This window comes from Micromonospora profundi (genome assembly GCF_011927785.1).
Lineage (GTDB): Bacteria > Actinomycetota > Actinomycetes > Mycobacteriales > Micromonosporaceae > Micromonospora > Micromonospora profundi.
In genome coordinates this window covers 1-26,833 of the sequence record NZ_JAATJK010000001.1, presented here as the reverse complement: position 1 = coordinate 26,833, position 26,833 = coordinate 1, and the positions used below count along the sequence as shown (strand labels likewise).

Below are 26,833 nucleotides of genomic sequence, written 5' to 3'. Positions count from 1 at the left end.
CAGGCCCCCGAAAGCCGGACCGGGCCGGCCGTACGCGACGATCCGGCAACCTCCCGGCAAAGAAGGTGATCTTTATATGAATCACGGAGGTGATCGAATCTGATCAACGTTCAACTCTGGAGGATCTGTGCGGCTCTCTCTCCCCCGAAGATCTGCGGCAGCAGCGGTAGGCGTCACAGTCGTCGCCGCTCTGGTCACCCCCACTGCGGCCCACAGCGCCCCCGCGCCCCCGCCGACGGCTCCACCGGCCACGACCGGCACCGCACACGGTGCTCCCGTCACGGTCACGCTGATCACCGGCGACAAGGTGACGATGACGCCGGGACGCGACGGGACGCCGCCCACAGTGGACGTGGCACGCGCGCCGGGTGCCACCGGCTCGGTACGCGTCGCCACCGAGGACGGGGACACCTACGTGTACCCCGACGAGGCGCTGCCCTACCTCGCCACCGGGCAGCTCGACAAGCAACTCTTCGACGTCACCGACCTCGTCGCCCAGGGCTTCGACGACGCACGGAGCAGCACGCTGCCTCTGATCGTCACCCGCGAGTCGGGTGCGGCCAACCGCCGGGCCAGCACCGCCCTGCCGGGCGCGGAGACCACACTGGAGCTGCCCTCCGTCCGTGGCGAGGCGATCCGCACCCGCCGGGCGCAGTCCGCCGACTTCTGGTCGGCCCTCACCGGCGACGCGCCATCCGCAGGTACGTCGTCGACAGGCCGGTCCGCCGGCACCGCGACCCCCTCGTTCGCGGCCGGCGTGGAAAAGGTGTGGCTCGACGGCAGGGCGACGGCGGCTCTCGCCGACACGACAGCGCAGGTCGGTGCCCCGGCAGCGTGGGCGGCAGGAGGTACCGGCAAGGGCGTCCGGGTCGCTGTCCTGGACACCGGAGTCGATACGACCCACCCGGATCTCGCCAACCGCGTGGTGGCGTCCCGCAGCTTCATCCCGGGCGAGGACATCGTCGACCGCAACGGGCACGGCACCCACACCGCCTCCACCGTCGCCGGAACGGGCGCCGCCTCCGGCGGCAGGGAACAGGGAGTCGCCCCCGGTGCCGACCTGGTGATCGGCAAGGTCCTCGACAGCAACGGAGGCGGGTCGATCTCCGGGATCATCGCGGGGATGGAATGGGCGGCGCGTACCGAACGCGCCAAGGTGATCAACATGAGTCTGGGGGTCAGCGCCTGGCACACCCAGGACGACCCGCTGAGCCAGTCCCTCACCCAACTGACCGCCGAGACCGGCGCGCTCTTCGTCGTCTCCGCGGGTAACAGCGGACCCGACCCGTACACCATCGGGGCGCCGGGGACCGCGGACGCCGCGCTCACCATCGGCGCTGTCGACGGCTCGGACCGGTTGGCCGACTTCTCCAGCGCCGGCCCCCGCATGATCGACGGAGCCCTGAAGCCCGACATGACCGCACCCGGCGTGGACGTGCTGGCGGCGCGCTCGCAGCACCTCCCCTGGGGTGAAGGCTTCTACCGGGCGGACAGCGGCACCTCGATGGCCGCGCCCCACGTCGCCGGGGCTGCCGTCCTGCTGGCCCAGAAACACCCCACGTGGAGCCCGCAGCAGATCAAGGACGCCCTGATGGGCACCAGCGTGCGTACGCCCGGCTACGACGCCTACCGGGCCGGCAGCGGCAGGCTGAACGTGGCCGCCGCCTACCACCAGGACCAGATCATCGCGTCCGGGTCGGTGGACGCCGGCCTCGTCGCGTCACCGACCGACGCACCGCCGCAACGCACCAGCCGGAAGATCACCTACACCAACACCACTGACAGTCCCATCACGTTGGACCTGTCGGTTGATCGTGGCGACTCTCCGGCGACGACGTTCACGGCGGGCACCGGCCGGGTCACCGTCGCGGCCCGGGCGACCTCGACTGTCGACGTCGTGGTGGACCCGGCAGGACTCACCGCCGGCAGGTACTCCGCCCAGGTCGTGGCCCGCCACGCCGGCGGTGAGGTGCACACGGCCATCGGTGTCGCAGTGGAATCCGAGAAGTACGACCTCACCATCCACCTGAAGGACCGCGCCGGCCGACCCATGAGCGGCGAGGTCGAGATCGTCAGCGCCGACGGTGGTTCCACGTTCATGTGGGTACGGGACGGCACGCTCACCAGCCGCTGGACGCCCGGCTCCTACGCGGTCGTCGCCGCCGCCGACGTGGAGGGTCTGCACGGCGCCCACTCCCTCGGGCTCGCGATGCTCACCGCCCCCGAGGTGGACCTGACGACCAACCGGGTCGTCGTGCTCGACGCCGCCAAGGCCCGGCAGGTCAAGGTGGCGACCCCCCAGCCGACAGCCGTCACCAACAGCCGCATCGACGTCTACCGCTCGTTCACGTCCGAGGAGCCGACGCCCAGCGACACGAGCGCGCTGCGGGAGACGTTCTGGCCCGGCACCGTCTACGACAGCCTGTGGGCTCTGCCGACAAAGGGCAAGGTCAGGAAGGGCAGCTTCGTCCTCACCACCCGGATCCGGGCCGAGCAGACGCCACTGGAGATCGTCCACAACGGCCGCCGCGTCGGTGACCCCCTCGTGCAGCCCGGGTCCCGACCGATGCCCGACGGCACGTCGCGCCTGGACGCCGTCTTCGCCGGCACCGGCACGAAGGCCGACTACGCAGGCCTGTCCGCCCGTGGCAAGGCGGTGGTCGTACGCGACAGCGACGCCGTGACCCCCACCGACCAGGTGGCGGCGGCGCTGGCCGCCGGCGCCGCGCTGCTCCTGGTGGTCAACGACGGTGAGGGCCGCAGCAGCGGATGGTACGGAAACCCCGACGGTACGCCGACCGGTGCGCTCCCGGTCGCCACGCTGGTCCGGGGCGAGGGCGAAGCCCTGATCCAGAAGATCACCGACTCCGGCCGGAAGGGCGTACGGCTCAGCGTCACCGCCCACCCCTCGCCGGCATACCTGTACGACCTGGTCGACTACCACAGGGGCGGGGTGCCGAACGACCCGTCGGCCAAGACGGGTCGCGGCGACCTCGCGCGGATCGACACCGAGTTCGCCCCGCCGCCGGGTCAACTCTCCGCCGAGATGCGCGTCGACTTCCCGCCGTACGAGTGGGCTGCGGCCCGCCCGTTCCCGTTCCGGCAGGTAGCCCCGGGTCCGCGTACCGACTGGGTCTCCGCTGGCGCGGGCATCAGGTGGAAGCAGTACGTCGACGTGCTCAACTGGGCGCGGTCGAACACTGACGAGATCGCCTACCGGCCGGGCAGTGTCCAGAAGGACAGGTGGTTCGGCCCCATCACGCGGCCACGCCTGCTCACCTACGACATCCCGTTCCGCGGTGAGGGCGGGATCAGCGCCTACATCCAGGCGTTCGGCGACGCGGGTGCCGCGCACAGCGGCGGTGCCAGCATGCGGCAACGGGTCTCGCTCTACCAGGGCGACAGGCAGGTCAGTCAGCTCGAAGGCTGGCCGGAGTTCTACGCCGGTGACCTGTCACCGCAGAAGCTGCCGTACCGGCTTGTCGTCGAGACGGAGGGCAACCCCGCCTACAGCCCGTACTCCACCACCACGCGCACCGACTGGACCTTCCTCTCGGGCGCCACCGACGGCGTACAGGCGATCCCGCTCGTGCAGTTGGACTACGGGACGGACCTGGACCTGGCGGGCCGCGCGACGCGCAGGACCGACCTCGCCATCACGCCGGTCGTGGTGGGCAGCACCGCCGCGAAGGACGGGGTGTCCTCGCTCGGCCTGGAGGTCTCCTACGACGACGGCCGCACCTGGCAGCGGCAGGCCCTGAAGGAGCACAAGGGCACCTGGAAGGCGACGCTGAACGCGCCGCACCGTTCGGCCTTCGTTTCCATCCGCGTCACCGCCACACAGCGCAACGGCGGCGGCGTCACCCAGACCGTCATGCGGGCCTTCGGCCTCAGGTGACATCCGTGGAGGGGCCGGTGGGCACCGGCCCCTCCACGGGCTGACGGAAGACCACGCGGGAACGAGAAAGCCCGCCTCCGGCGAACCGGAAACGGGCTTTCTCTTTCGTAGCGGGGACAGGATTTGAACCTGCGACCTCTGGGTTATGAGCCCAGCGAGCTACCGAGCTGCTCCACCCCGCGTCGACTGGTTAACCCTAACCCATCCCTTTTGACGATGATCGGCGGGGTCCTCCGACCGGACGCCAGATCTCCGGAATGTCGAAAGCCCGCCTCCGGCGAACCGGAAACGGGCTTTCTTTCTCGTAGCGGGGACAGGATTTGAACCTGCGACCTCTGGGTTATGAGCCCAGCGAGCTACCGAGCTGCTCCACCCCGCGTCGGTTCACTAACCGTAGCGCACCGACCCGGGGCACCGCAAAGCGACTCCGATACCGCCGCCGTCGACCCCTCTGACCTGCGGCTTCGTCAGCCATCGACGCCCTACGCATCGGGTACCGACACGGCGGAGCCCCCGCCATCAAAAGGATGGCGGGGGCTCCGTGAGGTGCTTTCCGGGTGGCTGCGGTCAGCCGCCCGTACCCGGGCTGCCGGTCGGCGACGGCGGCGCTGCGCTGCCGCTCGGCGCCGGCGTACCGGCAGGGTTGGCGGCCTGCTGCGCCTGCTGGAAGGCGGTGAGCGCCTCGTCCAGCGCCTTGAGCGCGCGACCGTACCGCTCGAAGTCGCCGGACGTCTGCGCGGCCCGGACCTCGGTGATGGCGGTCTGCACCCGCTCCGCGGCGGTTGCCAAATCACCGGTCAGCGGCGGCGCGTCACCACTGGTCGGAGGCGGCGTCGTGGGCGTGGGCGTCGTCGGGTTGCCTCCGGTGGTCGGCGGCGGTGTCGCCTGCCCAGCCCGCTTGCCCTGCTCGACCAACTGCTTGATGCCGTCGTTGATGTTGTCGGCCAGCGCCACGAAGGACCCGCCGTCACCGTAGGAGAGCAGCACCTTCTGCAACAGCGGGTACGCGTCCTGCTGGTTGCTCTTCACGTAGACCGGCTCGACGTAGAGCATGCCGTCGGCGAAGGGCAGCGAGAGCAGGTTGCCGTAATGCACCTGCGCCTGGTTGCTGGAGAGCAGGTTGAGCTGCTGACGGATGTTCGCGTTGTTTGTCATCTGCTGGTGCACCTGCACCGGACCGGAGATCCGGGTCTGGTCCGGCAGCTCCAGCACCTCCAGCCGGGGCTTCCCGTCGACGTACGACCCGGAGATCAGCGCGGCCAGGTTCTGCCTGCCGTTCGGGGTGACCGCGGAGGTGAGCTGGAACCGAGGGCTCTCCTGCCCGGGGAACTGGGTGAACAGGTAGTACGGCGGCTGCTTCTGGCCGCTGTCCGGAGCGTCCGGCACGTTCGGCACCTGCCAGAAGTCCTGCGCGGAGTAGAAGTCGCCCGGGTTGGTCACGTGGAACTTGGTGAGCAGGTTGCGCTGCACCTTGAACATGTCCGCCGGGTAGCGCAGGTGCTCGCTCAGCTCGACCGGGATGTCCGCCTTCGGCAGCACCAGGTCACCGCCGAACGCCTTGTTCCACGCCTTGAGCACCGGGTCGGTGTCGTCGTACTCGTAGAGCTTCACCGTGCCGTCGTACGCGTCGACGGTGGCCTTCACCGAGTTGCGCATGTAGTTGACGTTCTCCCGGGCCAGCTGGAAGGTGCCCCGGTTGGTCAGCTCGTCGGTGGTCTCGGTCTGCAGGTTGACGCGCTCGGCGTACGGGTAGGTGGCCGCCGTGGTGTAGCCGTCGACGATCCACTGCACCCGACCGTCCACCACCGCCGGGTACGGGTCGCCGTCCAGGGTGAGGAACGGCGCGACCTTCTCCACCCGGTCCCGCGGGTTACGCACGTAGAGCAGCTTGGAGTCCTCGTTGACCGCCTCGGAGAGCAGGAAGTTCGTCTCCTGCTCCTTGATGGCGTAGAGCAGCCGCCGGGCGAAGGAGCCGATCTCGACGCCGCCCTCACCGGTGTAGGTGTAGGACTCGCCGCCACCCTCACCGACCGGCCGGTCGAACTCGGCCTTCTTGTTCGGGTCGGACTGGCCGACGATCGCGTAGTCGTCGGCCGTCATCCGCTCGCCGTAATAGATGCGCGGCTGCTTGGCCGGGATCTGCTCGGTCTGCGAGGAGCACGCCTCCTGGGTCCGCTCGCCCAGGAAGCCCGAGACGAAGAACGGCTGCCCGCCGCAGACCACCTGGTTGGCCGGGGCGGCCACCAGGCCGTACCCGTGGGTGTAGACGGTGTGCCTGTTGATCCAGGTGTTCTGCTGGTCGGTCAGTTCGCCGTAGTTGATCTCCCGGACGCCGACCACGTAGTCGGAGACCTTCCCGTTCACGCCGTAGCGGTCGATGTCCAGCTTGGGGCCGAAGTCGTAGAAGCCACGCACCTGCTGCAACTGGGTGTACGTCTCGCTGACCAACTGCGGGTCGAGCAGCCGCACGTTCGACACGACGGAGGTGTCGGTGGCCAGGTTCGCCGGTGGGGTGAGGTTGTTCGCCGCGTACGGGGTCGTCTCGGTGACCCCCAGCCCGAACGCCGCCCGGGTCGCGTCGATGCTGCGCTGGATGTACGGCGCTTCCTTGTCCTTGAGGCTCGGCTTGACCTCGAAGGTCTGCACCGCCCAGGGGTAGATGCCGCCGATCGCCACGGCGGAGACACCGAGCAGGGCGAGCGAGATGCCCGGCCACACCAGGTTCCGCATCCAGGCGTTGGAGAACACGATGATCGCGATGGCCACCACGATCGAGATGTACGCCAGGATCTCCTTCGCCGGCAGCAGCGCGTTGACGTCGGCGTAGCCGGCGCCGTACAGCTTGGCGCCCTCGTTGTACTCCAGCAGCATCGCCCGCCGGTCCAGCACGTACGCGACGGCCTTGAGCAGCACGAAGGCCGCGACCAGGCTGCTCAGGTGAGCCCGGGCCGCGTTCGTCATCCGGTCCCCGACACCCTGGAGGCGGACCCCGCCGAAGAGGTAGTGCACCGCCAGCGCACCGATCAGGGCCAACACCACAGCGGTGAAGGCGACGCCGAGCAGGTAACGCCAGAACGGCAGCTGGAAGACGTAGAAGCCGATGTCCACCCCGAACTCCGGGTCCTTGATCCCGAAGTCACCACCGTTGCGGAAGAGCAGCCACTGGTTCCACCGGCTCTGCGCCGACAGGCCGGCGAAGAGGCCGATCACCACGGCGGTCAGGGCGATCCAGGTGCCGAGGCGCGGGCTGAGCACCATGCGATAGCGTTCCAGCGCGGCCTGCTCGACCGAGTGCGGACGCAGCCGAGGGCGCAGACGGTGGGCCAGCCAGAGGTTGCCACCGACGATGACGGCCATACCGAGACCGATGGCGAGGAAGAGCAGCAGCCGGGTGAACAGCACACCTGTGAAGACCTCGGTGTAGCGCACCTCGTCGAACCAGAGCCAGTCCGTCCAGGCCTGGACGCCCCAGCCCAGCAGGGTGAAGAGCACGAACACCCCCACCAGGACGGCGATGGTGACGCGTCCGCGCCTACTCATCTTCGGTAGGGGGCTGCTGCTACGCATTACCACTGTTGGCTCCGCACGCTCGATGTGATCGGCTCCGACCAGGCACCCAGAGTACGGGGTGTTCCTGAACGTGTCGGGACACGGTCACGAGCGTCAGCAGCGGGTCGGCTGGCCTCCGGCACGCAGTGTCTCCAGCGCGGTCATCGCCTCGGTGAGGGAACCCACCCGCAGAAGCGGCAGATCAGGCTGCGGATTGCGGACCGCCTCGGCGCAGTTGTCCGCCGGAACGAGGAACGCCTTGGCCCCGGCACGCTTCGCGCCGACGAGCTTCTGGGCGATCCCGCCGATCGGGCCGACGGTGCCCTCGTCGTCGATGGTGCCGGTGCCGGCGATGACTTTGCCGCCGGTCAGGTCCGCCGGCGTCAGCTTGTCCACGATGCCCAGGGCGAACATCAGGCCGGCACTCGGACCGCCGATGTCACCCAGGTCGATGCTGAGCGTGAACGGGTGCGGTTGCTGCTGGTCTATCTCGATACCGATCCGCGGCCGACCGTCCTGCTCACGACTTGTCACCTTCGCGGTGGCCGGTACGCCGTCACGGGTGTAGCCGATCGTCAGGGCCGTACCGGCCGGCTTGGCCCGGACCAGCTCGGTGAGCTTCGCGGCCACCGGCACCGGCTGACCGTCGACGGACGTGACGATGTCGCCGACCTTCAGCAGACCGGCGGACGGTCCGTCCGCGGCCACCGTCTTGACCACCACCTGCACCGGGAAACCCAACTCGCGCAGCGCGGCGGTCTCGGCGCTGGTCTGCGACACCTTGAAGTCCTCGGCGTTGCGCTGCTCGACCTGCTCCGTCGACTCCCCCGGTGGATACACCAGCTCGCGCGGCACCACCGCCTCGTCGTCGGAGAACCAGCCGGCGATCGCCGATCGCAGCCGCACAGTGGGCTGCACCCCCACAGTCGTCAGCCGAAGCTGCCCGGCCGACGTCGAGGTCTCCCGCCCGGTGATCTGGATGACCTCCTTGCCGTCGGCCGTACCCAGGGTGTTGACCGTCGGGCCGGGGCCGAGCACCACGTACGGGATCGGCACCCGGAGCACCCCGATGCTCAGCAGAGCGGTGAACAGGGCACCGAGCAGGACCGTCAGGCCACGACGTCTCATGCGCCAGAGCGTACCGATCTCCCGGAGCCGGGCTGCCCGATGCGCGCGCGACTTCGCCCTCAGCGCAACCCCAGCGGCGGCTACCTGGGGCTCGGCCCGCGTACCGTAGACGTCGTGCCTGATATTCCGTTCGGTTTCGCGCTCCCGGGTGGGCAACCACCAGACCCCAACGATCCCGCGCAGATGCAGCAGTTCATGTCGCAGTTGCAGCACCTGCTCTCCGCGCCGGGCAGCGGGCCGGTCAACTGGGACCTGGCTCGGCAGGTAGCAGCCAGCCAGCTCGCCGCCGCCGGTGACCCGGCAGTGTCGCCGTACGAGCGCAACGCTGTCGAGGAGGCGTTGCGCCTGGCCGACCTGTGGTTGGAGCCGGCGTCGTCGTGGCCGTCGGGCATCCAGACCCCGGTGGCCTGGAACCGCAATGAGTGGATCTTCAAGACGCTCGACGTGTGGCGCAAGCTCTGCGACCCGGTGGCCAGCCGGATGGTAGGCGCGATGGGCGACCTGGTGCCGCCGGAGGCGCGCGCCCAGCTCGGCCCCATGCAGTCGATGGTGGCGACCCTCGGTGGCGCCCTCTTCGGCGGCCAGTTGGGGCAGGCCCTCGGCTCGCTCGCCGCGGAGGTGCTCTCCGCCGGCGACATCGGGCTGCCGCTCGGCCCGGCGGGCACGGCCGCGCTGATCCCGGCCAACATCCGGGCGTACGGCGAGGGCCTGGAGCTGCCCGAAGACGAGGTACGCCTCTACGTGGCGCTGCGCGAAGCCGCCCACCAGCGGCTGTTCCAGCACGTCCCGTGGCTGCGCGGCCATGTGCTCAGCGCCGTCGAGATGTACGCCTCGGGCATCCGGGTCAACCGGGAGGCGATCGAGGAGGCGATGGGCCGGGTCGACCCGACCGACCCGGAGTCGATGCAGGCGATCGCCCTGGAGGGCATCTTCACCCCGGAGGACAGCCCGGCGCAGAAGGCCTCGCTGGCCCGGTTGGAAACCGCGCTTGCCCTGGTCGAGGGCTGGGTGTGCCACGTGGTGGACAGCGCCGCCAGCGAGCGGCTGCCCAACGTCGTACGGCTGGGTGAGGCGTTCCGGCGTCGCCGCGCCGCGGGTGGCCCCGCCGAGCAGACCTTCGCCGCGCTCGTCGGTCTGGAGCTGCGCCCCCGCCGGCTGCGCGAGGCGGCGGCCCTCTGGGCCGCGCTCACCGAACACCGCGGCATCGAAGGCCGGGACGCCGTCTGGGGCCACCCGGACCTGCTCCCGTCCGACGACGACTTCGCCGACCCGGTGGCCTTCGCGATGAACGACATGGACCTGAGCGAGCTGGACAACTTCGACTTCACCGCACCCGGTGGCGCGAAGGAGCAGGCCCCGGGCCAGCCCGCCGACGGCGACGACACCGACGACGGCGACGACACCAAGCACTGACAGTCAGAGCCCAGAAGTCCGGGCGCCCGCGCCGCTCAACGGCGGGCGCCCGGCTCATTGGTCGACAGGTGACCGCGATGGCCTCGGAAATCGCCGGCCGGAGTCACCGTTGATCAGGCTTGCCGCCCGCGAGCCCGTCAGGCGTGCCCGCCGCCTCCCGAAAGCAGAACGCCCGGGCTCGTCAGGTTGGCCGCCGCGCCCGGGAGGGAGCAGGCGCGCGGGCCCCTCATGCGGGCCAGCCGACTCCGGGGCAGAACGCCCGGGCTCGTCAGGTTGGCCGGCCGGCGCCCGAGAGCAGGGCGCGGGTGGCTTCCCAGCCTTCGAAGGCCGGGTCCAACGTGGCCAGGTCGGCCGGGCCGCGCAGTCGTCGCCAGCCGGCGGTGACGGCGACGTCCCCCGGTCGGGGCGCGCCGGCCCGGGCGTCGGTAGGGGTCGCTGTGTCCAGGTCAAGCGGGCGTAGCCAACCCGGCGCCGGCAGCCGCGCGGCGACCCCGAGCAGACCCGGGCCGCCGCCCTCGACCGGAGCCACCGCCACCGGCCGGGTGGTGAGCGGGCGCAGCAACTTGCCGACCGTCAACGCCGGTAGGTCGGGCACGTCGCCGGCGAGCACGGCCGCCTGGTCGTAGCCGTCCACGGCGGCGAACACCGCGTTCGGCGTCGGCTCGGCCACCTCGTACACGGTGGTGCCGGGCCAGACCAGTGCATCCGCCAAGGCACGGTCGGCAGGGGTGACCGCGACGGCGACGTCCACCTCGTTGAGGGTGGCGATCAGGTCGATGACGTCCTCGGCGAGCGCCGCTCGCCAGTCTTGCCGGTCGATGCCGGGCGGCGACCAGCGGACCGGACCGAGCAACGCCACCACAACCCGCCGCGCCATGCCCAGACCATATCCCTCCGCCCCGGCCCCGTCGCCCCACCCCAGCCCCGCTTCCGTCCTGGTGGTGGGTGAGCCTCCGTCCTGGTGGTGGGTGAGCCTCCGTGCTGGTGGTGGAGGAACGGCCTCGATCAGGGCGTTCCCACGGCTCCCGCCCCGCCTTCACCTGTGCCGACCCGACCAAGCCCGATCCGACCTCGATCTGCGGGGTGATCGAAGCTCACCGGGCGGAACCACACCCAGAAGGTGCCGGCACCCTGCGCGGCGGGACGTCGACAGAGGCGCGGCGGCCAAAGGACCGAAGCTCACCGGCGGAACCACGGCCGGAGAGGTGACGACTCCCCGCGCGGCGGCGCCGGTAGAGGCGCGACAGCCCGAGGGGCGACCGCCCAAGGCGCCACAGCCCGAGGGGCGACGGCGGACCGGTCAGGTGGGGACCGGGGCGCAGGAGGCGGCGGCTACGCCTTCGAGGTAGCCGCGGGCTCGTTCGGCCTTGGGGTAGCGGCCGACAAGCGCCCAGAAGCGGGCGTTGTGGCTGGGCACGATGAGGTGGGCAAGCTCGTGCAGCAGCACGTAGTCGATCACCCATTCGGGCATGTCCTGCACGCGGTGGGAGATCCGGATGCTGCGATCGGCGGGTGTGCAGGAGCCCCAGCGGCCGTTCTGGTTGGTGACCCACCGGACGCTGAGGGGCACCGCCTTGTCGCCGTACCCGCTGAGGTAGAGACCGATCAGACGGTTGGCCCGGGCCACCAGTTCGGCGTCGGAGCGGGCAAGTCGACCCTCGCGTGCCGCGAGCCGGGCGAGCATCCGGTCGACCCACTCGCTCTCCTCGGCCCGGGAGAACTGGTCCGGGATGAGGACGACGACCCGCTCACCGTCCCGGTACGCGGACACCGTGCGTCGCCGGCGCTGGCTGCGCCGCACCTCGACGACCGGCTTACGCGTCCCCGCCATCACTGGCCCGCGCAGCCTCGGCTACGTGTCACGAAGGAAAGCTAATGCGTACTGACCAGGGGTCCGCAAGGGTCAACCACCCGACACGCGCCCAGAAAGTGATGATTGGTCGCTCGGCGTCCCGAAAATTTCTTGGCTGGGCCGCCGCCAGCCGCCTCGTCACCCATGGTGAACACCGCTGGCGGCCGCATGCCCCGCACCACCGTAGATGATCACCTTCGGGGTACTCGCACGGGTGTCTGCGACGGTTCGTCGGCGTGTCCCCGCCAAACTGACTTATCCGACCTAATTCGCCATGCACACTCTCGACGTCGACTTGCTCACAGGTCGATGCACAGCTGACATGGAACCGCCCAGACCTGGGTAGGGTCCGCGGACCAGCGGTCACGAGGGTGGCTGCGGAATGAGACCCAGCGCCGGCCGCCCCGCGTGGCCCGCCGCCGGGGCACCCGCCGGGACGGCATCGACCGGCGGACGAGACGAGGAGGGGCACCGTGGCCGACCAGGCCCAGAATTACAACGGTTACTGCGTGAAGTGCAAGGAGAAGCGGGACTTCGAGGGGCACGTGGAGGTCTCGAAGACCGGCATGAACATGGCCAAGGGCAAATGTCCGGTATGCGGCACAACAGTGAACCGCATCCTGGGCAAGGCGAAGGTCTGACCGTACGGGTCAATGGGGGGCGGGGTGGCCGAGCGGTCACCCCGCCCCCCGTTGCCGGTCCGGCGGGTCTCCCTGTCGGGTGACTGACACGGTTACCGGCGAGTTGTGGATAACCCGGCAAATCCTGTGGACAGCGCTGGATACAGCTCCGGTCATCTGTGGATAACGATCGACCCTGCGCAGGGGCTCGGTCACGATTCGTCATCATGAGTCGTACCGCACTGCCCCGCCCGATGCTGCTCCCCGGCCTCAGCCGCCTCTGGCGGGACAGGCACACGCTGCAACTCGGCATCGGCCCCGGCCTCGCCGTGCTGCTGGAGCTTGCCAACCCACGCGCCGCCCACCTGCTCGATCTCCTTGACGGCACCCGCAGCGAACGCGCCGTGCTCACCCAGGCGAGCGCGGCCCGGGTCACCGCCGACGACGCCCGTACCCTGCTCGACGCCCTGCGCGCGGCGGGCCTCCTGGTGCCCGCGCACAGCCTGCTCCCCCGCGACCTCGCCGGGCCGGCCCGTGCCCGGCTCGCCGCCGAAGCCGGGGCGTTGGCCCTGGTCGCGGCCCGACTGCCCGGAACTCCCGCGCAGATCCTGCGGCGACGGCGAGCGGCCCGGGTGCTGCTCACCGGGGCAGGGGCGCTCGGCGGGCCGCTCGCGATCGCGCTGGCCCAGTCCGGCGTCGGGCAGGTGATCCCGGACCTCACCGGCCCGGTCCGCCCGATCGACCTGGTCGGCACCGGCATCCCGGCGACCGACATGGGTGCCCCGCTGGCCCGGGCGGTGCGGGCCGCCATCGACCGCGTCGCCCCGGGCACCGGCACCCATCCGCTCCGGAGCCCGCGGGCGGACCTGGTGATCCAGCTCGGCACGGACCGTCCGCCAGCGCTCCTCGCCGCCGGCCTCGCCCAGCGCCGTCAGCCGCATCTGCTTGTCACCGTCCGCGAGGGCGTACCGGTCATCGGTCCCCTGGTCCGCCCGCCCGCCGGGCCCTGCCTGCACTGCATCGAGCTGCACCGGACCGATCGTGACCCGGCGTGGCCGCGACTCGCCGCCCAGCTCGCCGCGGCCGAGCCGGTCGCCGCCGGCACGACCGGCACCCTGCTCACGGCCATCGGGTACGCGTTGACCGAGGCTCTGGCGCATCTCGACGGCGGCAGCCCGGAGACGTTGGGCGGCGCCATGGAGATCACCGACTCGTGTCGCTTTCGCCGCCGCAGCTGGCCGCCACACCCGGCGTGCGGGTGCTCGCGGAGCCGGGTGTCGGCACCAGCCCGGCCGCAGAGCAGCAGCGGAGCCCTCCGGTCGGTAACAATGACCGGGTGACCGACATCCCGCGCCGGGCCGTGTCCCGGACCGCCAAGCTCGCCGCCCTGCCGCTCGGCTTCGCCGGCCGGACCGTCCTCGGCATGGGAAAGCGCGTCACCGGGATCGCCTCCGACGTGATCTCCGCAGAGATCCAGCAGCGCACCGCCGAGCAGCTGTTCAGCGTGTTGGGCCAGCTCAAGGGCGGTGCGATGAAGTTCGGCCAGGCGCTCTCGGTCTTCGAGGCGGCGCTGCCCGAAGAGATCGCCGCGCCCTACCGGCAGGCGCTCACCAAGCTCCAGGAGGCGGCGCCGCCGCTGCCGGCCGCGAGCGTGCACAAGGTGCTTGCCGAGCAGCTCGGCCCGGACTGGCGCGATCGGTTCGTCGAGTTCAACGACACTCCGGCCGCGGCGGCAAGCATCGGCCAGGTGCACCGGGCGCGGTGGCGCGAGCCGGGGCTCGACCCGTCGGGCGAGCCGAACAGCCGCGACGTGGCCGTCAAGATCCAATATCCGGGGGCGGGTGACGCGCTGCTCGCCGACCTCAAGCAGCTCTCCCGTCTGGGCGGCATGTTCCGGGCCATCCAGCCCGGCCTCGACATCAAGCCGCTCCTTGTCGAGTTGCGCGAACGGATCACCGAGGAGCTGGACTACGAGCTGGAGGCCGAGTCGCAGCGCGCCTTCGCCGCCGCGTACGCCGACGACCCGGAGATCTTCATCCCGGAGGTGATCTCCGGGGCGCCCCGGGTGCTTGTCACCGAATGGGTTACCGGCACCCCGCTTGCCGACATCATCCGGGAGGGCTCCGAGGAGCAGCGGGACGAGGCCGGCCGGCTGATGGCCACGCTGCACCTCTCCGCGCCGCAGCGGGCGGGTCTGCTGCATGCCGACCCGCACCCGGGCAACTTCCGACTGCTACCCGACGGCCGCCTCGGCGTGATCGACTTCGGTGCGGTGGCCCGGATGCCGGAGGGAACACCGGAGCCGATCGGTCGCATCGCCGGGCGGGCGCTACGCGGCGACGCCGACGGGGTGGTCGAAGGGCTCCGGTCCGAGGGGTTCATCGGGGCCGACGACGAGATCGACGCCGAGGGGGTCCTCGACTTCCTCCGTCCGATGCTGGAGCCCATCGCGGCCGACGGGTTCCGGTTCACCAGGGCCTGGCTGCGGGCCGAGGCGGCGCGACTGGCCAGCCCCCGCTCCCCCACGTACCAGTTGAGTCGCCAGCTCAACCTGCCGCCGTCGTACCTGCTCATCCACCGGGTGACGCTCGGGTCGATCGGCGTGCTGTGCCAGTTGGAGGCGAAGGCCCCGTACCGGGGCATCCTGGAGCGCTGGCTGCCCGGCTTCGCCCCCGTGGCCTGAACGTCACGAAGGGCGGGTGCCGGCCGGCACCCGCCCTTCCGCATGGGGTGGTACTAGAGAACGCCCAGGTCGCGTGCCGAACGGTTGCGGCTGTTCATGGCGACGGTACGGGCGGAACGGGTTGCCTCAGTGCTCGTGGTGGTACGACCGGCCTGAGGCCGGCGCATTCGAGCCCGGGACAACGCTTCGTGGAGTAGTTGCATCTCAAAGGCTCCATTCGGAACGTTCAACATCGTCGTCTCTCTAACTGCCGGTGTGGCACCGGCGTAGTTGGTACGGATTCGGGAAGTTGTCAGGCTGCCAGCCGGACCGCGCCACGCGCCTCGGACAGCCCACTGGCCTCCAAGCGCGCCTCGGCCTCGACCCGCAGTGCGGCGTCACGAGCGACGTCCTCCTTACGCGGACGGCCACGGGGCCGCTTGCGCGGGACGACCGCGCCACGCTCGAAGATCTCGCCGCCCCAGACGCCCCACGGCTCCGCTCGCTCGACCGCCCCGGCGAGGCACTCGACGCGCAGCGGGCAGTCCCCGCAGAGCGACTTGGCCAGCTCGAGCTCGGCGGGCGAGTCGGAGAACCACAGGTCGGGGTCGAACTTCCGGCAGGGCAGGTTCGCCTCCATGTCGACGCTCATGTCGACGGGGGCCAACGCCAGACTCATCGCCCGGTCACCTCTCTCTCACTTCGATCTCGTGGATCGCATTCCGACGTACTTCGGCGGGGCAAAAAACTAGGCCGCGGATCCCGGTAAGCGGGTTCCGCGGCCTCGAGGTGAGCCGGTGTCTGATGGTCAGACCGGTCTGCCTCGAGGTGGAACGCCGCGGAGATCCGTGCGCTTCTTGGCGCCCTGGATGCCCATGCCCGTGATGCCACTGGTCCCCTCGATTCCGGTGGCCGGTGCAACGGTCAGGTTCAGTTCGACCTGAACCTGGTGCACCTGCGGAACCGACGGTCGCGTGGCCGGGAGGGCCACCCAGACAGCCGACAGCGGAGCGTGGACAGACGGCATCGCCGTCGGACGCTCATAGGTGAAGATCTCCACGGTGGCCACCTCCCTCACGTTCCTCGATCGACTGGACCAACCCCGGTGAGCAGCCGGAATGGCGCCGCTCGCGTGGTGTGTCCTGAGGCTATTCCTCGCCACAGGGCGAGGGCAAACGAATTTACGACGAGATTTCGAAAGTTTTCTCCGGGCAGACATCGTCCACACTCGCGCCCCCCACCAGCGCCAGCACCGACTCGCCGTACAGGCCCAATTTGCGAGGGCCGATGCCCGCGATGGCGATCAGCTCCTCGGCACGGCCGGGGCGTCGCTCGGCCAGCGCGGTGAGGGTGGCGTCGGTGAAGACCACGTACGCCGGGACCTTCTGCGTGCCGGCCACCCGCTGCCGCCACTCGCGTAGCCGTTCGTGCAGCTCGTCGTCGATGTCGGACGGGCAGGTGGGGCAGCGACCCAGCTTGCGGTCCGGGCCGGCGAGCAGAGTGGCGCCGCAGATCCGGCAGGACATGATCTGCGTCCGGCGGCGCTCGGTGCGGCGGGCCGGGCCGGTGCCGGGAGCTGCCCGCTCGGTGCCGCCGGAGCGGTCGAGTTGGGGCAGGAAACGCGACGGCCGCCGGGCCCGGCCTCCGGGCGAACGGGCGGCGGCGTACGACAGCCAGAGCCACTCCCGCGCCCGGGTGATCCCGACGTAGAGCAGTCGCCGTTCCTCCTCGACCTGCTCGACGGTCTTGGCGTACATGGTGGGAAGCGTGCCCTCGGCGAGGCCGACAAGGAAGACGGCGTCCCACTCCAGGCCCTTGGCCGAGTGCAGGGAGGCGAGGGTGACCCCGTCCACGGTCGGTACGTGCTGCTGGGCGGCCCGGCGGGCCAGTTCCTCGGTGAAGTCGGTGAGTGTGACAGGGCGTTCCACCGACGCCGCCTCGCCGATCGGCACGAGTTCGGGCGTGGCCGCGTACTCCTCGGCGAGCTGGACCAGCGCGGCCAGGGCCTCCCAGCGCTCACGGGCGGCGCCGCCGGCCGGGGGTGCGTCCGGAGCCCAGCCGACAGCGGTGAGCGCCTCGACGACGGCTGCCGGCAGTGGGGTCTCCCCCGGGATCGAGCGGGTGGCGGCACGCAGCGCGACCATCGCCTGGCGGACCTCGGTCCGCTCGAAGAACCGCTCGGCGCCCTGCACCACGTACGGCACCGCGGCCTCGGTGAGCGCCTTCTCGTACGCCTCGGACTGCGCGTTGATCCGGAACAGCACGGCGATCTCCTTCGCCGGCGTGCCCGCGTCGATCAGGGCTCGGCAGCGGGCTGCCACCGCGTTGGCCTCGGCCGGCTCGTCGGTGAAGATCCGCAGGTCCGGCTCGGGGCCGGGTGGGCGCTGCCCGCTCAGCTCCAGCCGCAACCGCGCCTCGGTGCCCCGGGCCTGGGAGATCACCGCGTTGGCCAGCCCGACCACCTGCGGGGTGGAGCGGTAGTCGCGGACCAGCCGGACCACCGTGGCGTTGCGGTGCCGGCGGGGGAAGTCGACCAGGTACGCCGAGGTGGCCCCGGTGAACGAGTAGATCGTCTGGCTGGCGTCGCCGACCACGGTCAGGTCGTTGCGGCCGGCCAGCCAGGCGTCCAGCAACCGCTGCTGGAGTGGGTTGACGTCCTGGTACTCGTCGACCACGAAGTGCCGGTACTGGGTGCGGATCTGCTCGCCGACGTCCGGGTGCTCCTCGATGCCCCACACCGCGGCACGCAGCATGTCCTCGAAGTCGATCACGCCGTTCGAGCGTTTGAGCTGCTCGTACGCGGTGAACACGTCGGCGACCTTCGCCGGCTCGTGCGGTGTGTCGCGCAACGCCCGGGCGGCGGCCACCACGTAGTCCGTCGGCTCGACAAGCGACGACTTGGCCCACTCGATCTCGCCGGCCAGGTCGCGCGCGGCGGCCCGGTCGGTGCGCAGGCCGACCCGGGCCGCGGCGAGGGTGACCAGCCGCACCTTGCTGTCCAGCAGCTCGGGCATGGCCCGGCCGGACAGCAGGCGGGGCGCGAAGTACCGCACCTGCCGCAACGCGGCCGCGTGGAAGGTCCGCGCCTGGACACCGTGCGCCCCGAGCAGAGTGAGACGGTGTCGCATCTCGGCGGCGGCACGGGCGGTGAAGGTGACCGCGAGCACGTGCCGGGGGGATATCTCACCGGAGAGTGCCCGGTGGGCGATCCGGGAGGTGATCGCCCGGGTCTTGCCGGTGCCGGCGCCGGCAAGGATGCAGACCGGGCCGGCGGGCGCGGTCACCGCGGAGCGCTGCTCAGGGTCCAGCCCGGCGAGTACGCGTTCCGACGCTGAGTGAACCACCACAACCAGGAATCATCTCAGCTCCTCCGAACGTTGTAGCGGACAGCCTCGGCTTGATCCGCAAGCCGCGGCCGGAGGAGTTGGAGGATCCGACCATGCTGACGATGTATTCAACCCCCTGGTGCGGCTACTGCCACCGGCTGAAGTCGCAGCTCGACCGGGAGGGCATCGGGTACGAGGTGGTCGACATCGAGCAGGACCCGAAGGCCGCGGAGTTCGTGATGGGTGTCAACGGCGGCAACCAGACGGTGCCGACGCTGCGGTTCGCCGACGGCAGCGCCCTCACCAACCCCTCGATCACCCAGGTCAAGCAGCACCTGGCGGCTCTCACCGCCTGACGGGCGAGTCACCCCTCGACGAACGGCCGTCCGCATCCGGGCGGCCGTTCGTCGCGTCCGGCGTCGGTCACCGCCGGGGCACGCGCGGGGTTCCCGTCGTCGTCGGCTTGTCGATCTCCACCTCGGCCGGGCGGCGCTGCGCCGGAATGGACGGGCTCGTCGGCACTGTGGGCGGCAGGAGCGGGCGGCCCCCGGCCGGCGGGCTCAGGTGTCGGCCCCGCCAGAGATAGGCGCCGGCCGCGAAGGTGGCCACCCCGACAAGCGCGAACAGCGCCCGGTAGTCGAGGACACCGACGAGCAGCGCGCCAGCGCCGATGGAGAGCGCCTGCGGGCCGCTGACCACCGCCTGGGTGGCCGCGGCGACCCGACCGACGAGCACCGGCGGGGTACGCCGTTGGATGAGTGTGTGCAGCCCCACCATCGTCAGCGGAAGCGAGACGCCGGCCAGCAGCACCGCCACGAAGGCGAGCCGCAGATCGGGGTACGCGAGCGCGAGCGCGGCCGGGGAGAAGAAGGCCACGCCTGCGGCCAGCGTGCCGACCTCGCCGAGCCGGCGGACCAGCGCCGGTGAGCAGAGCCCGCCGAGCAGCCCGCCCACGCCCTGCACTGTGACCAGCACGCCCACGAAGGCGGCGTTGCGGCCCAACCCCTGGTCGACGTAGGCGAAGATCAGCGACTCGCTGAAGCCCATCACCAGCGATCCCAGCCCGTAGCCGAGCAGGGCCCGACGCAGAGCCGGCACACCGGCCAGGTGCCGCAGGCCGGCACCCAGCTCGGCGGGCCAGCGCAGCCGCACGGTCGGCGTGCTCGGCTGCGGGTTGGGCACCGCGGTCACCACCACGGCGGCCGTGACGAAGCCGATCATGCCGATCCCGGCCAGCGCCCACCCGCCGAACGCGGCGTAGAGCGCCGCGCCGACAAGCGGGCCGACAAGACGAAGCCCTTGGCGTACGGTCTGCAGCGCGCCGTTCGCCTCGGCCAGCAGCTCCACAGGCACCAGTTGCCGGATGAGCCCGCTGAGCGCCGCGCCGAGCGTGATCGAGGAGAGGCCGTACAGGGCCGCGACCAGGTAGACGAGCCAGATGTCGCCGGCGTCCCGGACCGTGAACAACGGGGTGAGCAGCGCCGCGGTGACCAGGTTGGCGGCCACGAAGAAGGGGCGGCGCGGGTACCTGTCGACGAACCAGCCGACAAGTGGCGCCAACGTCATGGGGGCGATGACGGCGAAGATGGTGCCGCCGGCCAGCCCGCTGGAGCCAGTCAGATCCTTGACCCAGATCGCGAGTGCGAGCAACAGGATCGATTCGGCGGTCATGCTGGCAAGCAGACCAGCGAAGAGCAGGCGAAAGTCGGGTCGGCGCAGGACGGTGCGCATGGGATCCCTCCGGCGGGGATGGCGTGCCCTGGGGTGGGCGGGGTCGACGGGGCCGCGACCGCGGGGTTCGCCGTCGTCACGGCGTACCCAGGGTCCATTTTTCGCAAGACACGCCCCCGCCGGAACCTCCGGCGCCGGTCGCGCCGTCCATACTGACCGTGGGGGCCGAATTTCATACAGTTACCGTCGCGTCTGCGGCGGTCGACGGGAAAGAGGACACTGTGCCTCCTGCCGCACCCAGCCCGATCATGCGTCGCCGCAGGTTGGGCCTAGAGCTGCGCCGCCTGCGCGAGGTCGCGGGCTTCACCGGTGACCAGGTCATCGAGAGGATCGGTTGGGCGTCCGCGTCCAAACTGTCCCGGTTGGAGAACGGTCGCAGCCGACCGGACCCGCAGGACGTAGCCGTGCTGCTCGACCTCTACGGTGCCGACGCGGCACTGCACGACGAGCTGCTCGGGATCGCCGGTGAGGCCGGCGACATGCGGGGCTGGCTCAAGAACTTCCCGGTGATGACTCAGCAGCAGCGCAGTTGGGCCGAACTGGAGGCGGGCTGCGCGGAGATCTCCGAGTACAGCCCGGTGCTGGTGCCCGGCCTGTTGCAGACCGCCGGGTACGCGCGGGTCCGGATCGTCTCGGCCCGCCAGGTGGCCGAGAGCGCCGGTGAGCCGAAGCCCGGCGACGAGCCGGAGACCGAGGTGCAGGCGCGGTTGGCCCGCCAGTCGCTGCTGACCCGGGAGCCGCACGCGCCGCGCTACACAGCCGTGCTGGAGGAGGCTGCCCTCGGCCGGCGGGCCGGCCCACCGGAGGTGTTGCACGAGCAACTGGTCCAGTTGTGCGAGCTGGCCCTTCTGCCGAACGTGACGCTGCACGTGCTCCTTCGGGACACCCAGATCGGCGATTGGTACCTTCCGCCGACCGCGTTCTCCCTCTATCGGTTCGCCGATCCACTCGATCCGGAGACATTGGCCATCGAAGGGGGGTTCACCGACGTCATGTCGACCGAGGCAAACACGCTAAATCGCTATAAAGTGGCGTTCGAGTGGCTATGCACGGCGGCACTTAACGCCTCGGACACCCTCTCCTGGCTGATCGAGGCGACAGGACGGGTGACCGAGGCGACGCCCCCATCCACAGTGGCGTTCGGCCCGGCAACGGCGCCGGTCCAACGTCGCCGCGGCTCGGGGCGGCTGACGGAACTGTGAACCAGGGACCTCCGTCGGGGCGTGCGGCACCACTCGTCCCATCGGATCGGTTCACATCAGGAGCAGAACCATGAACAACATCCACAACACGCCGTCCATCTCCGCCGACTCGTTGGCGGACGCGCCCTGGCGTACCAGCACGCGCAGCCAGACCTCCAACTGCGTCGAGGTCGCCCCGCTGGGCACCGGACCGTCAGCGGTCGCGCTGCGCGACAGCAAGGACCGAGGTGGCCCGGTGCTGCTGTTCAACCGGGCCGGATGGCTCGGCTTCATCGCTGGAACCAAGACGGGCCAGTTCGATCTGAACTGAGCCGTCAGCCAGAAGCGGGGCCGTCGGCAGTTCGCCGGCGGCCCCGTCGCTGCATCCGCGTCGACCCGCTGACCAGGCATCCACCGATCGGATGACTCGAAATCAATAGGCGCGTTTCACTTGCTGGGATGACTACGCGGCGTAGCATGACCGGTGAAGGTGGAACTTCCACACCGCTCATTTGTCGCGGTTCATCCGGAGACCCACATGCGTTTCCTGATCGTTCGCACCGACATCCGCACCGTCGCCGACGGGGACATCGCCGCGGCCTGGGCAGACGGCCACCGACTCCGCGACGAGACGACCACGCCCGAGCCGCGCCGACAAATCGTGCACGCCGAGGACCGCGACGCCGCGCTGCTGCTGGCCCGGGCCCTGTCCACTGTCGGCGCGGTCCGCGCCGGAAAGCAACGGGTCAAGGTCCTGCCGCTCAGCGAGCCACGGCCCGTGTTCCGACGCCGATCAGGCCTTACCGGCACCTGACCCAGACGTCCGCCGTGGTCGGACCGGCTCCCCCGCCGCGTTACCCGCCCAGATCGACCACGGCGGCCCGTGTTCCCGGCCCGTGACCGCCGCGGCAACGGCGGCCACGGGCCGGGACCGCACTCACCCGCCGGTGTCCACCCAGCCATCCAGCCAGCGGTGGATGAGGAACAGCGCGATCGACGACGGCGGCGGCAGCATCAGCCGCGCCCCGTCACCCACGTCCACTGTCCGACCGGCCAACGCCGCCCCGATCTCGGCACGGGTGAACCACCTGGCGTACGCGATCTCGGACGGGTCGACCCGCACCGGTTCCGCCGGGTCCGCGACGGCCAGGAAGCCCAGCATCAGCGAGCCGGGGAACGGCCACGCCTGGCTGCCGACGTACCCGATCCGGTCGACAGTGATGCCCACCTCCTCGCGGACCTCGCGCAGCACGGCGGCCTCCGCGGACTCCCCCGGCTCGACGTAACCGGCCAGACAGGAGTAACGCCGACCGCCCGGGGTGCCCGCCCAACCGGCGTTGTTACCGAGCAGGCAACGTCCGTCCGGCCCGGCCACGCCGTCGTGCACCAGCACGATCATCGCCGGATCGGTACGCGGCCAGATCCGCCCTCCGTTGCGGTCAACCCGGGACCAACCGGCCTCGTCCATCGCGGTCGGCGCCCCGGTCGCCGACGAATAGCCGTGCCGGCTGTGCCAGTTGACCAAGGCGAGCGCCGTGGTGAAGATGCCCGCCTCCCGGTCGGCCAGCAGGTGACCCACCTCCCGCAGGTTGACCGCCCGGGTCCCCGGCAGCGCCGGCAAGGGCGTGTCCACCGCGAAGACCGGCACCCCGTCCGGCTCGACACCGAGGAACATGGCGATCGCCTCGGAGCCGGCCGGCACGTCGTCCGCGGCGAACAGCACAAGCGCCGGAGGTGACACGTCGGTACGGGCCAGCGTCTGCCCTTCGGTCGAGTCGAGCAGCAGCACCCGGCCGCGCAGCCACGCCTCGGTGAGCCACAGCGAGTCGCCCCGCCGGTGCGCCACCCGATCCAGGGTGGACCGGGCCAGCGGCGGCACCATCTCCCCGCTCACGACGCGCCCGCCCCGGCCGGCGAGACCGGTCGGATCACGGCTGCACCGGCTCGACCCGCACCGTGGTCAACGCTGCCAGCCCGTCGGCCACCCGCTCCGCGTCGCCGAGCACCACGACCGCCGCCCGGGACGGCGCGAGGTGGTGGGCCGCGACCCGCGCCACGTCGTCGACGGTCGCCGCCGCCAGTCGGGCCGCGTACTCGGCGAGGAAGTCCAGACGCAGGCCGTTACCGGCGTACGCACTTGTCAACGCCGCCAACCCGGCCTGGGTGGACATGCCGAGCTGAAGGGTGCCCAGGGCGTACTGCCGAGCCTGCTCCAACTCCTCCGGCTTCGGCGGAAGCGACGCCATCCGACCCAACTCGTACGTCGTCTCCAACAGCGCCGGGCCGGTGACCTCGGTGGCCACCTCGGCCGCTGCGACCAGGATCGATCCGGCCACCGAATGCTCGATCACCGAGTGCGGGCCGTACGTGTAGCCCTTGTCCTCGCGGATGTTCTCCACCCAACGGGAGGAGAAGTAACCACCGAAGACCAGGTTGGCCAGTTGCAGAGCAGCGTGGTCCGGGTCGGTACGCGGCACCGCCGGCAGCGCCACCCGCAACGAGGACTGCACCGAGCCAGGCCTGTCGACAAGCAGCAGCGGCCCCGTCTCCAGCGGCGGGATGGCCGGCAGGGTCGCCGTACGCCCGGCACCGCCCCAACCGCCGAGCGCCCGCTCGACGGCGTCCAGAGCCTTCTCCGGCTGCACGTCACCGACCACCACCAACTGCGCGCCGGCCGGATGTACCCGCTCGGCGTGCAGGGTACGCAGCGCCGCCGGCCGCACAGCGCGGATCTGACCCGGCTCCGGGGTCTGCGCCGCGTACGGGTGCCGCCCGTAGATCCGCTTCAGCAGCGCCTCCCGAACCAGGTGCGTCGGCTGGCTCTGCGCGACCTGGATCCGGTCGATCAGCCGATCCCGCTCGGTCGACACCTCGTCGCCGGGATAGCTGGCACCGGTCAACACCTCGGCCATCAGCTCAAGCATCCGGTCGAGCCCGGTGACCAGGCCGGCACCCGAGAGCATCAGCCGGTCCGCGTCGACGCCAGCGGACAGCCCGGCGCCCACCTTCTGCAACTCGGCGGCGATCTGCACGCTTGTCATCGACTCGGTGCCCGAGAGCATGGTCTGCGAGAGCATCGCGCCACGCGCCACGTTGACCCGGCCGAACGGCACCCAGAGCCGCAGCTCGACCAGCGGCACCGCCGGCCGGCGTACCGCGATCACGGTAAGCCCGTTGCCCAGCGTGCGCTCGGACTGCTTCGGCACCTTGAGCTTGCGCGTGGGCCCGAGCGCCGGCAGCGCACGCGGCCCAGCAGACACGGTGACGCTCATCGGGCACCTCCGGGAATGACCTCGATCGTGGCGCGGCGCTCCGGACGCAGGGTCGCCGCGGCGGCCCGGACCTGCTCCTCGGTCACGTCACCGACAAGGCGGGGCAGGTCGTTGAGCAGACCCGGCTCGCCGCGTTGCTGTTCGAGGACTGCCATCTGCAACGCCCGGCCGAGCACCGCGTCGGTGTCGCGCAGCAGGTGGGTCGCCATCCGGGCCTGGGTCCGGGCCAGTTCCCCGTCGGTCAGCCCGTCGGTGGCCAGCCGGTCCAGTTCCTCGTCGACGGTGCGCAGCATCTTGTCCACGTCACCTCCGGGCGGCAGGTGCGCCTGAAGCAGCAGCGCTGTCGGGTCCCGCACGTCGAACGGGTCACCCATGAAGCCGAGGTACCCGCTGAGGCCGGTCACCGAGCGGTCCCGCTGGACCAGCCGCTCGACCAGCCGTGAGGCGTCACCGTCGGTGAGGACCTCGGCCAGCACCACGTACGGCAGGTAGCCGGCGAAGTCGGTGATCGGGTCGGGCACCCGCCATGCGCCAGCGACCGCCGGCAGGGGTGCCAGGGCATCGGTGTACGAGGTGCGCCGCTCGGCGGTCAGGTCGGGCTCGGTGAAGTCGGGCCGGACCGGTGCGGGGCGAGCCGGTACGTCGCCGAAGTGCCGGGTGATCAGCTCGGTCGCCTCGGTGACGTCGATGTCGCCGCTGACAGCCAACACCGCGTTACCGCAGGCGTAGTAGCGGCGGAAGAAATCCTCCGCGTCGGCGACGGTGGCCGACTCCAGGTCGTCGAAGGAGCCGTAACCGTCGTGCGCGTTGGGGAACGTGTCGAACATGACAGGCGGCAGGGTCAGCCAGGGAAAACCACCGTACGGGCGGCTGAGCACGTTGACCCGGATCTCCTCCTTGACCACGTCGACCTGGTTGCGCAGGTTCTCCTCGGTCAGCCGGGGGCCGCGCATCCGGTCCGCCTCCAGGAACAGCGCGCGTTCCAGCGCGTTGCTCGGCAGCGTCTCGAAGTAGTCGGTGTAGTCCAGGTGGGTGGAGCCGTTGAAGGTGCCCCCAGCGCCCTGTACGTGCCGGAAGTGGGCAAGCTTCTCGAGGTTTTCCGAGCCCTGGAACATCAGGTGTTCGAAGAGGTGAGCGAAGCCGGTGCGCCCCTCCGGTTCGGATCTGATGCCGACGTCGTAGACCACCGCCACCCCGATCACCGGGGCACTGCGATCGGGCGTGAGGACCACCCGCAGGCCGTTGTCGAGGGTGAACCGCTCGACGGGATATTTCGTCGCTGGAATTCTGGATCTCCGCGCCACGTGGTCGACCCTAGCGCGCCGGCACTGCCACCACGGGCGACCTGCGGGGAGCGCCACCGGTCGGCGACACGGGCAGCATCTGCGCGGCAGCCGTGCGGGGCGGCCAGTCCCATCAAGCTGGTAGGAAATGCCGACATAACTGAGACGCCCCTTCCCGACATGTGGATGGGCCTTGACGCTGGCCCGACCCTGGCCCACTCTTCCTACCAACTAAGTAGGAATACTGCGGATTGGATGGACGATGAGACGCCTCCCCCTGCGCCGGATGGTCACCCTGGCCACCCTCGCCGCCGTCGGCGCGGCCGCCCTGGGCAGCACCGCCGCGTGCGGCGACGACAGCGAGGGCGCGGGCGGCAGCTCTGGCCCGGTGACCCTCCGGCTCGGCTACTTCCCCAACATCACGCACGCACCGGCGGTGGTCGGTGTCGAGAAAGGCATCTTCGCCGAGAAGCTCGGCGCCGACGTGAAGCTGGAGTCGAAGACCTTCAACGCCGGCCCGGCCGCCATCGAGGCCATCTTCTCCGGCGCGCTCGACGCGACCTACATCGGCCCGAACCCCACAGTGAACGCGTTCTCCAAGTCCAAGGGCGAGGCGGTCCGGGTCATCTCCGGCGCGGCCTCCGGAGGCGTGGCACTGGTGGTCAAGCCGGGCATCAACGGCCCGCAGGATCTCAAGGGCAAGAAGATCTCCACCCCGCAGCTGGGCAACACCCAGGACGTGGCGGTCCGCTACTGGCTCAAGCAGCAGGGGCTGACGACCACCAAGGAGGGCGGCGGCGATGTCAAGATCGTCCCGCAGGAGAACGCCCAGACGGTGGAGACTTTCAACAGCGGTGCCATCGACGGCGCCTGGGTGCCCGAGCCGTTCGTCTCCCGCCTGATCAACGCCGGCGGCAA

Annotated in this window: 21 protein-coding genes and 2 tRNA genes; 10 read left to right on the top strand and 13 right to left on the bottom strand. The window is 70.8% G+C overall.

Going from position 1 to position 26,833, the window contains the following annotated elements:
- Positions 1-127 precede the first annotated feature (127 nt).
- Complete coding sequence (locus tag F4558_RS00120; RefSeq protein ID WP_209273137.1) at positions 128-3,898, top strand: S8 family serine peptidase; 3,771 nt, start codon at positions 128-130, stop codon at positions 3,896-3,898.
- 108 nt (positions 3,899-4,006) lie between these two features.
- Here F4558_RS00120 and F4558_RS00115 read toward each other — a convergent pair.
- The 4 genes from F4558_RS00115 to F4558_RS00100 all read right to left on the bottom strand — a co-directional run bounded on the left by F4558_RS00115 (position 4,007) and on the right by F4558_RS00100 (position 8,575).
- Positions 4,007-4,080: transfer RNA gene (locus tag F4558_RS00115), tRNA-Met, on the bottom strand.
- Positions 4,081-4,203: 123 nt separating this feature from the next.
- A tRNA-Met gene (locus F4558_RS00110) sits at positions 4,204-4,277 on the bottom strand.
- A gap of 188 nt (positions 4,278-4,465) precedes the next feature.
- Entirely contained in the window at positions 4,466-7,465 is a 3,000-nt protein-coding gene (locus F4558_RS00105) for a UPF0182 family membrane protein (protein ID WP_082377697.1), read from the bottom strand.
- A gap of 96 nt (positions 7,466-7,561) precedes the next feature.
- A complete protein-coding gene (locus F4558_RS00100; RefSeq protein ID WP_197281654.1) occupies positions 7,562-8,575 on the bottom strand; it encodes a YlbL family protein in 1,014 nt (337 codons plus the stop codon).
- 183 nt (positions 8,576-8,758) lie between these two features.
- Between F4558_RS00100 and F4558_RS00095 the strand changes: the two genes are divergently transcribed.
- Positions 8,759-9,988, top strand: coding sequence for a zinc-dependent metalloprotease (locus F4558_RS00095; protein WP_167947134.1), 1,230 nt, complete (start codon positions 8,759-8,761; stop codon positions 9,986-9,988).
- 268 nt (positions 9,989-10,256) lie between these two features.
- On the opposite strand, the gene F4558_RS00090 is transcribed toward F4558_RS00095, so the two are convergent.
- Positions 10,257-10,865, bottom strand: coding sequence for a glycosyltransferase family protein (locus F4558_RS00090; protein ID WP_167942865.1), 609 nt, complete (start codon positions 10,863-10,865; stop codon positions 10,257-10,259).
- A 423-nt stretch (positions 10,866-11,288) separates the two neighbouring features.
- Entirely contained in the window at positions 11,289-11,819 is a 531-nt protein-coding gene (locus F4558_RS00080; RefSeq protein ID WP_053660343.1) for a M48 metallopeptidase family protein, read from the bottom strand.
- A 494-nt stretch (positions 11,820-12,313) separates the two neighbouring features.
- Here F4558_RS00080 and F4558_RS00075 point away from each other — a divergent pair, with 494 nt between their 5' ends.
- The 3 genes from F4558_RS00075 (at position 12,314) to F4558_RS00065 (ending at position 15,143) form a co-directional block, all read left to right on the top strand.
- Entirely contained in the window at positions 12,314-12,481 is a 168-nt protein-coding gene (locus F4558_RS00075) for a DUF5679 domain-containing protein (RefSeq protein WP_167942864.1), read from the top strand.
- A gap of 206 nt (positions 12,482-12,687) precedes the next feature.
- On the top strand, positions 12,688-13,800 hold the full coding sequence (locus tag F4558_RS00070) for a TOMM precursor leader peptide-binding protein (RefSeq protein WP_167942863.1): 1,113 nt from the start codon (positions 12,688-12,690) through the stop codon (positions 13,798-13,800).
- Positions 13,797-15,143, top strand: coding sequence for an ABC1 kinase family protein (locus tag F4558_RS00065; RefSeq protein WP_053660608.1), 1,347 nt, complete (start codon positions 13,797-13,799; stop codon positions 15,141-15,143). The genes F4558_RS00070 and F4558_RS00065 overlap by 4 nt, the downstream gene beginning before the upstream one ends.
- Positions 15,144-15,435: 292 nt before the next feature.
- Here F4558_RS00065 and F4558_RS00060 read toward each other — a convergent pair whose 3' ends face one another.
- The 3 genes from F4558_RS00060 to F4558_RS00050 all read right to left on the bottom strand — a co-directional run bounded on the left by F4558_RS00060 (position 15,436) and on the right by F4558_RS00050 (position 18,469).
- A complete protein-coding gene (locus F4558_RS00060; RefSeq protein ID WP_053660347.1) occupies positions 15,436-15,801 on the bottom strand; it encodes a WhiB family transcriptional regulator in 366 nt (121 codons plus the stop codon).
- Between the two features lie 129 nt (positions 15,802-15,930).
- Entirely contained in the window at positions 15,931-16,182 is a 252-nt protein-coding gene (locus tag F4558_RS00055) for a hypothetical protein (RefSeq protein WP_053660610.1), read from the bottom strand.
- Positions 16,183-16,303: 121 nt separating this feature from the next.
- The gene (locus F4558_RS00050) at positions 16,304-18,469 is read right to left on the bottom strand and encodes an ATP-dependent DNA helicase UvrD2 (RefSeq protein WP_053660349.1); all 2,166 of its coding nucleotides are present in this window, start codon (positions 18,467-18,469) and stop codon (positions 16,304-16,306) included.
- Between the two features lie 92 nt (positions 18,470-18,561).
- Between F4558_RS00050 and F4558_RS00045 the strand changes: the two genes are divergently transcribed.
- Positions 18,562-18,804 (top strand): mycoredoxin, encoded by a 243-nt coding sequence (locus F4558_RS00045; RefSeq protein ID WP_053660612.1) that lies wholly within the window; start codon positions 18,562-18,564, stop codon positions 18,802-18,804.
- Between the two features lie 67 nt (positions 18,805-18,871).
- Here the strand turns inward: F4558_RS00045 and F4558_RS00040 are convergent, their stop codons facing one another.
- On the bottom strand, positions 18,872-20,179 hold the full coding sequence (locus F4558_RS00040; protein ID WP_167942862.1) for an MFS transporter: 1,308 nt from the start codon (positions 20,177-20,179) through the stop codon (positions 18,872-18,874).
- Positions 20,180-20,400: 221 nt separating this feature from the next.
- On the opposite strand from F4558_RS00040, the gene F4558_RS00035 reads away from it, so the two are divergent.
- From F4558_RS00035 to F4558_RS00025, 3 genes are all read left to right on the top strand, one after another.
- Positions 20,401-21,381: a helix-turn-helix domain-containing protein gene (locus F4558_RS00035; protein ID WP_053660353.1), complete on the top strand. Its 981-nt coding sequence runs from the start codon at positions 20,401-20,403 to the stop codon at positions 21,379-21,381.
- A gap of 70 nt (positions 21,382-21,451) precedes the next feature.
- Entirely contained in the window at positions 21,452-21,691 is a 240-nt protein-coding gene (locus tag F4558_RS00030) for a DUF397 domain-containing protein (RefSeq protein WP_053660355.1), read from the top strand.
- 207 nt (positions 21,692-21,898) lie between these two features.
- Positions 21,899-22,174: a hypothetical protein gene (locus F4558_RS00025; RefSeq protein WP_167942861.1), complete on the top strand. Its 276-nt coding sequence runs from the start codon at positions 21,899-21,901 to the stop codon at positions 22,172-22,174.
- Between the two features lie 123 nt (positions 22,175-22,297).
- Here F4558_RS00025 and nudC read toward each other — a convergent pair whose 3' ends face one another.
- From nudC to F4558_RS00010, 3 genes are read right to left on the bottom strand one after another with little or no spacing between them, the layout of a single operon-like run.
- Complete coding sequence (gene nudC, locus F4558_RS00020) at positions 22,298-23,242, bottom strand: NAD(+) diphosphatase (RefSeq protein ID WP_167947132.1); 945 nt, start codon at positions 23,240-23,242, stop codon at positions 22,298-22,300.
- Between the two features lie 46 nt (positions 23,243-23,288).
- Positions 23,289-24,632: a M16 family metallopeptidase gene (locus F4558_RS00015; protein WP_167942860.1), complete on the bottom strand. Its 1,344-nt coding sequence runs from the start codon at positions 24,630-24,632 to the stop codon at positions 23,289-23,291.
- Positions 24,629-25,936 (bottom strand): M16 family metallopeptidase, encoded by a 1,308-nt coding sequence (locus F4558_RS00010; protein WP_082377700.1) that lies wholly within the window; start codon positions 25,934-25,936, stop codon positions 24,629-24,631. Before F4558_RS00010 ends, F4558_RS00015 begins: the two co-directional genes overlap by 4 nt.
- 241 nt (positions 25,937-26,177) lie before the next feature.
- Here F4558_RS00010 and F4558_RS00005 point away from each other — a divergent pair.
- The coding region (locus tag F4558_RS00005) for an ABC transporter substrate-binding protein (RefSeq protein ID WP_167942859.1) at positions 26,178-26,833 on the top strand (656 nt) is incomplete at its 3' end.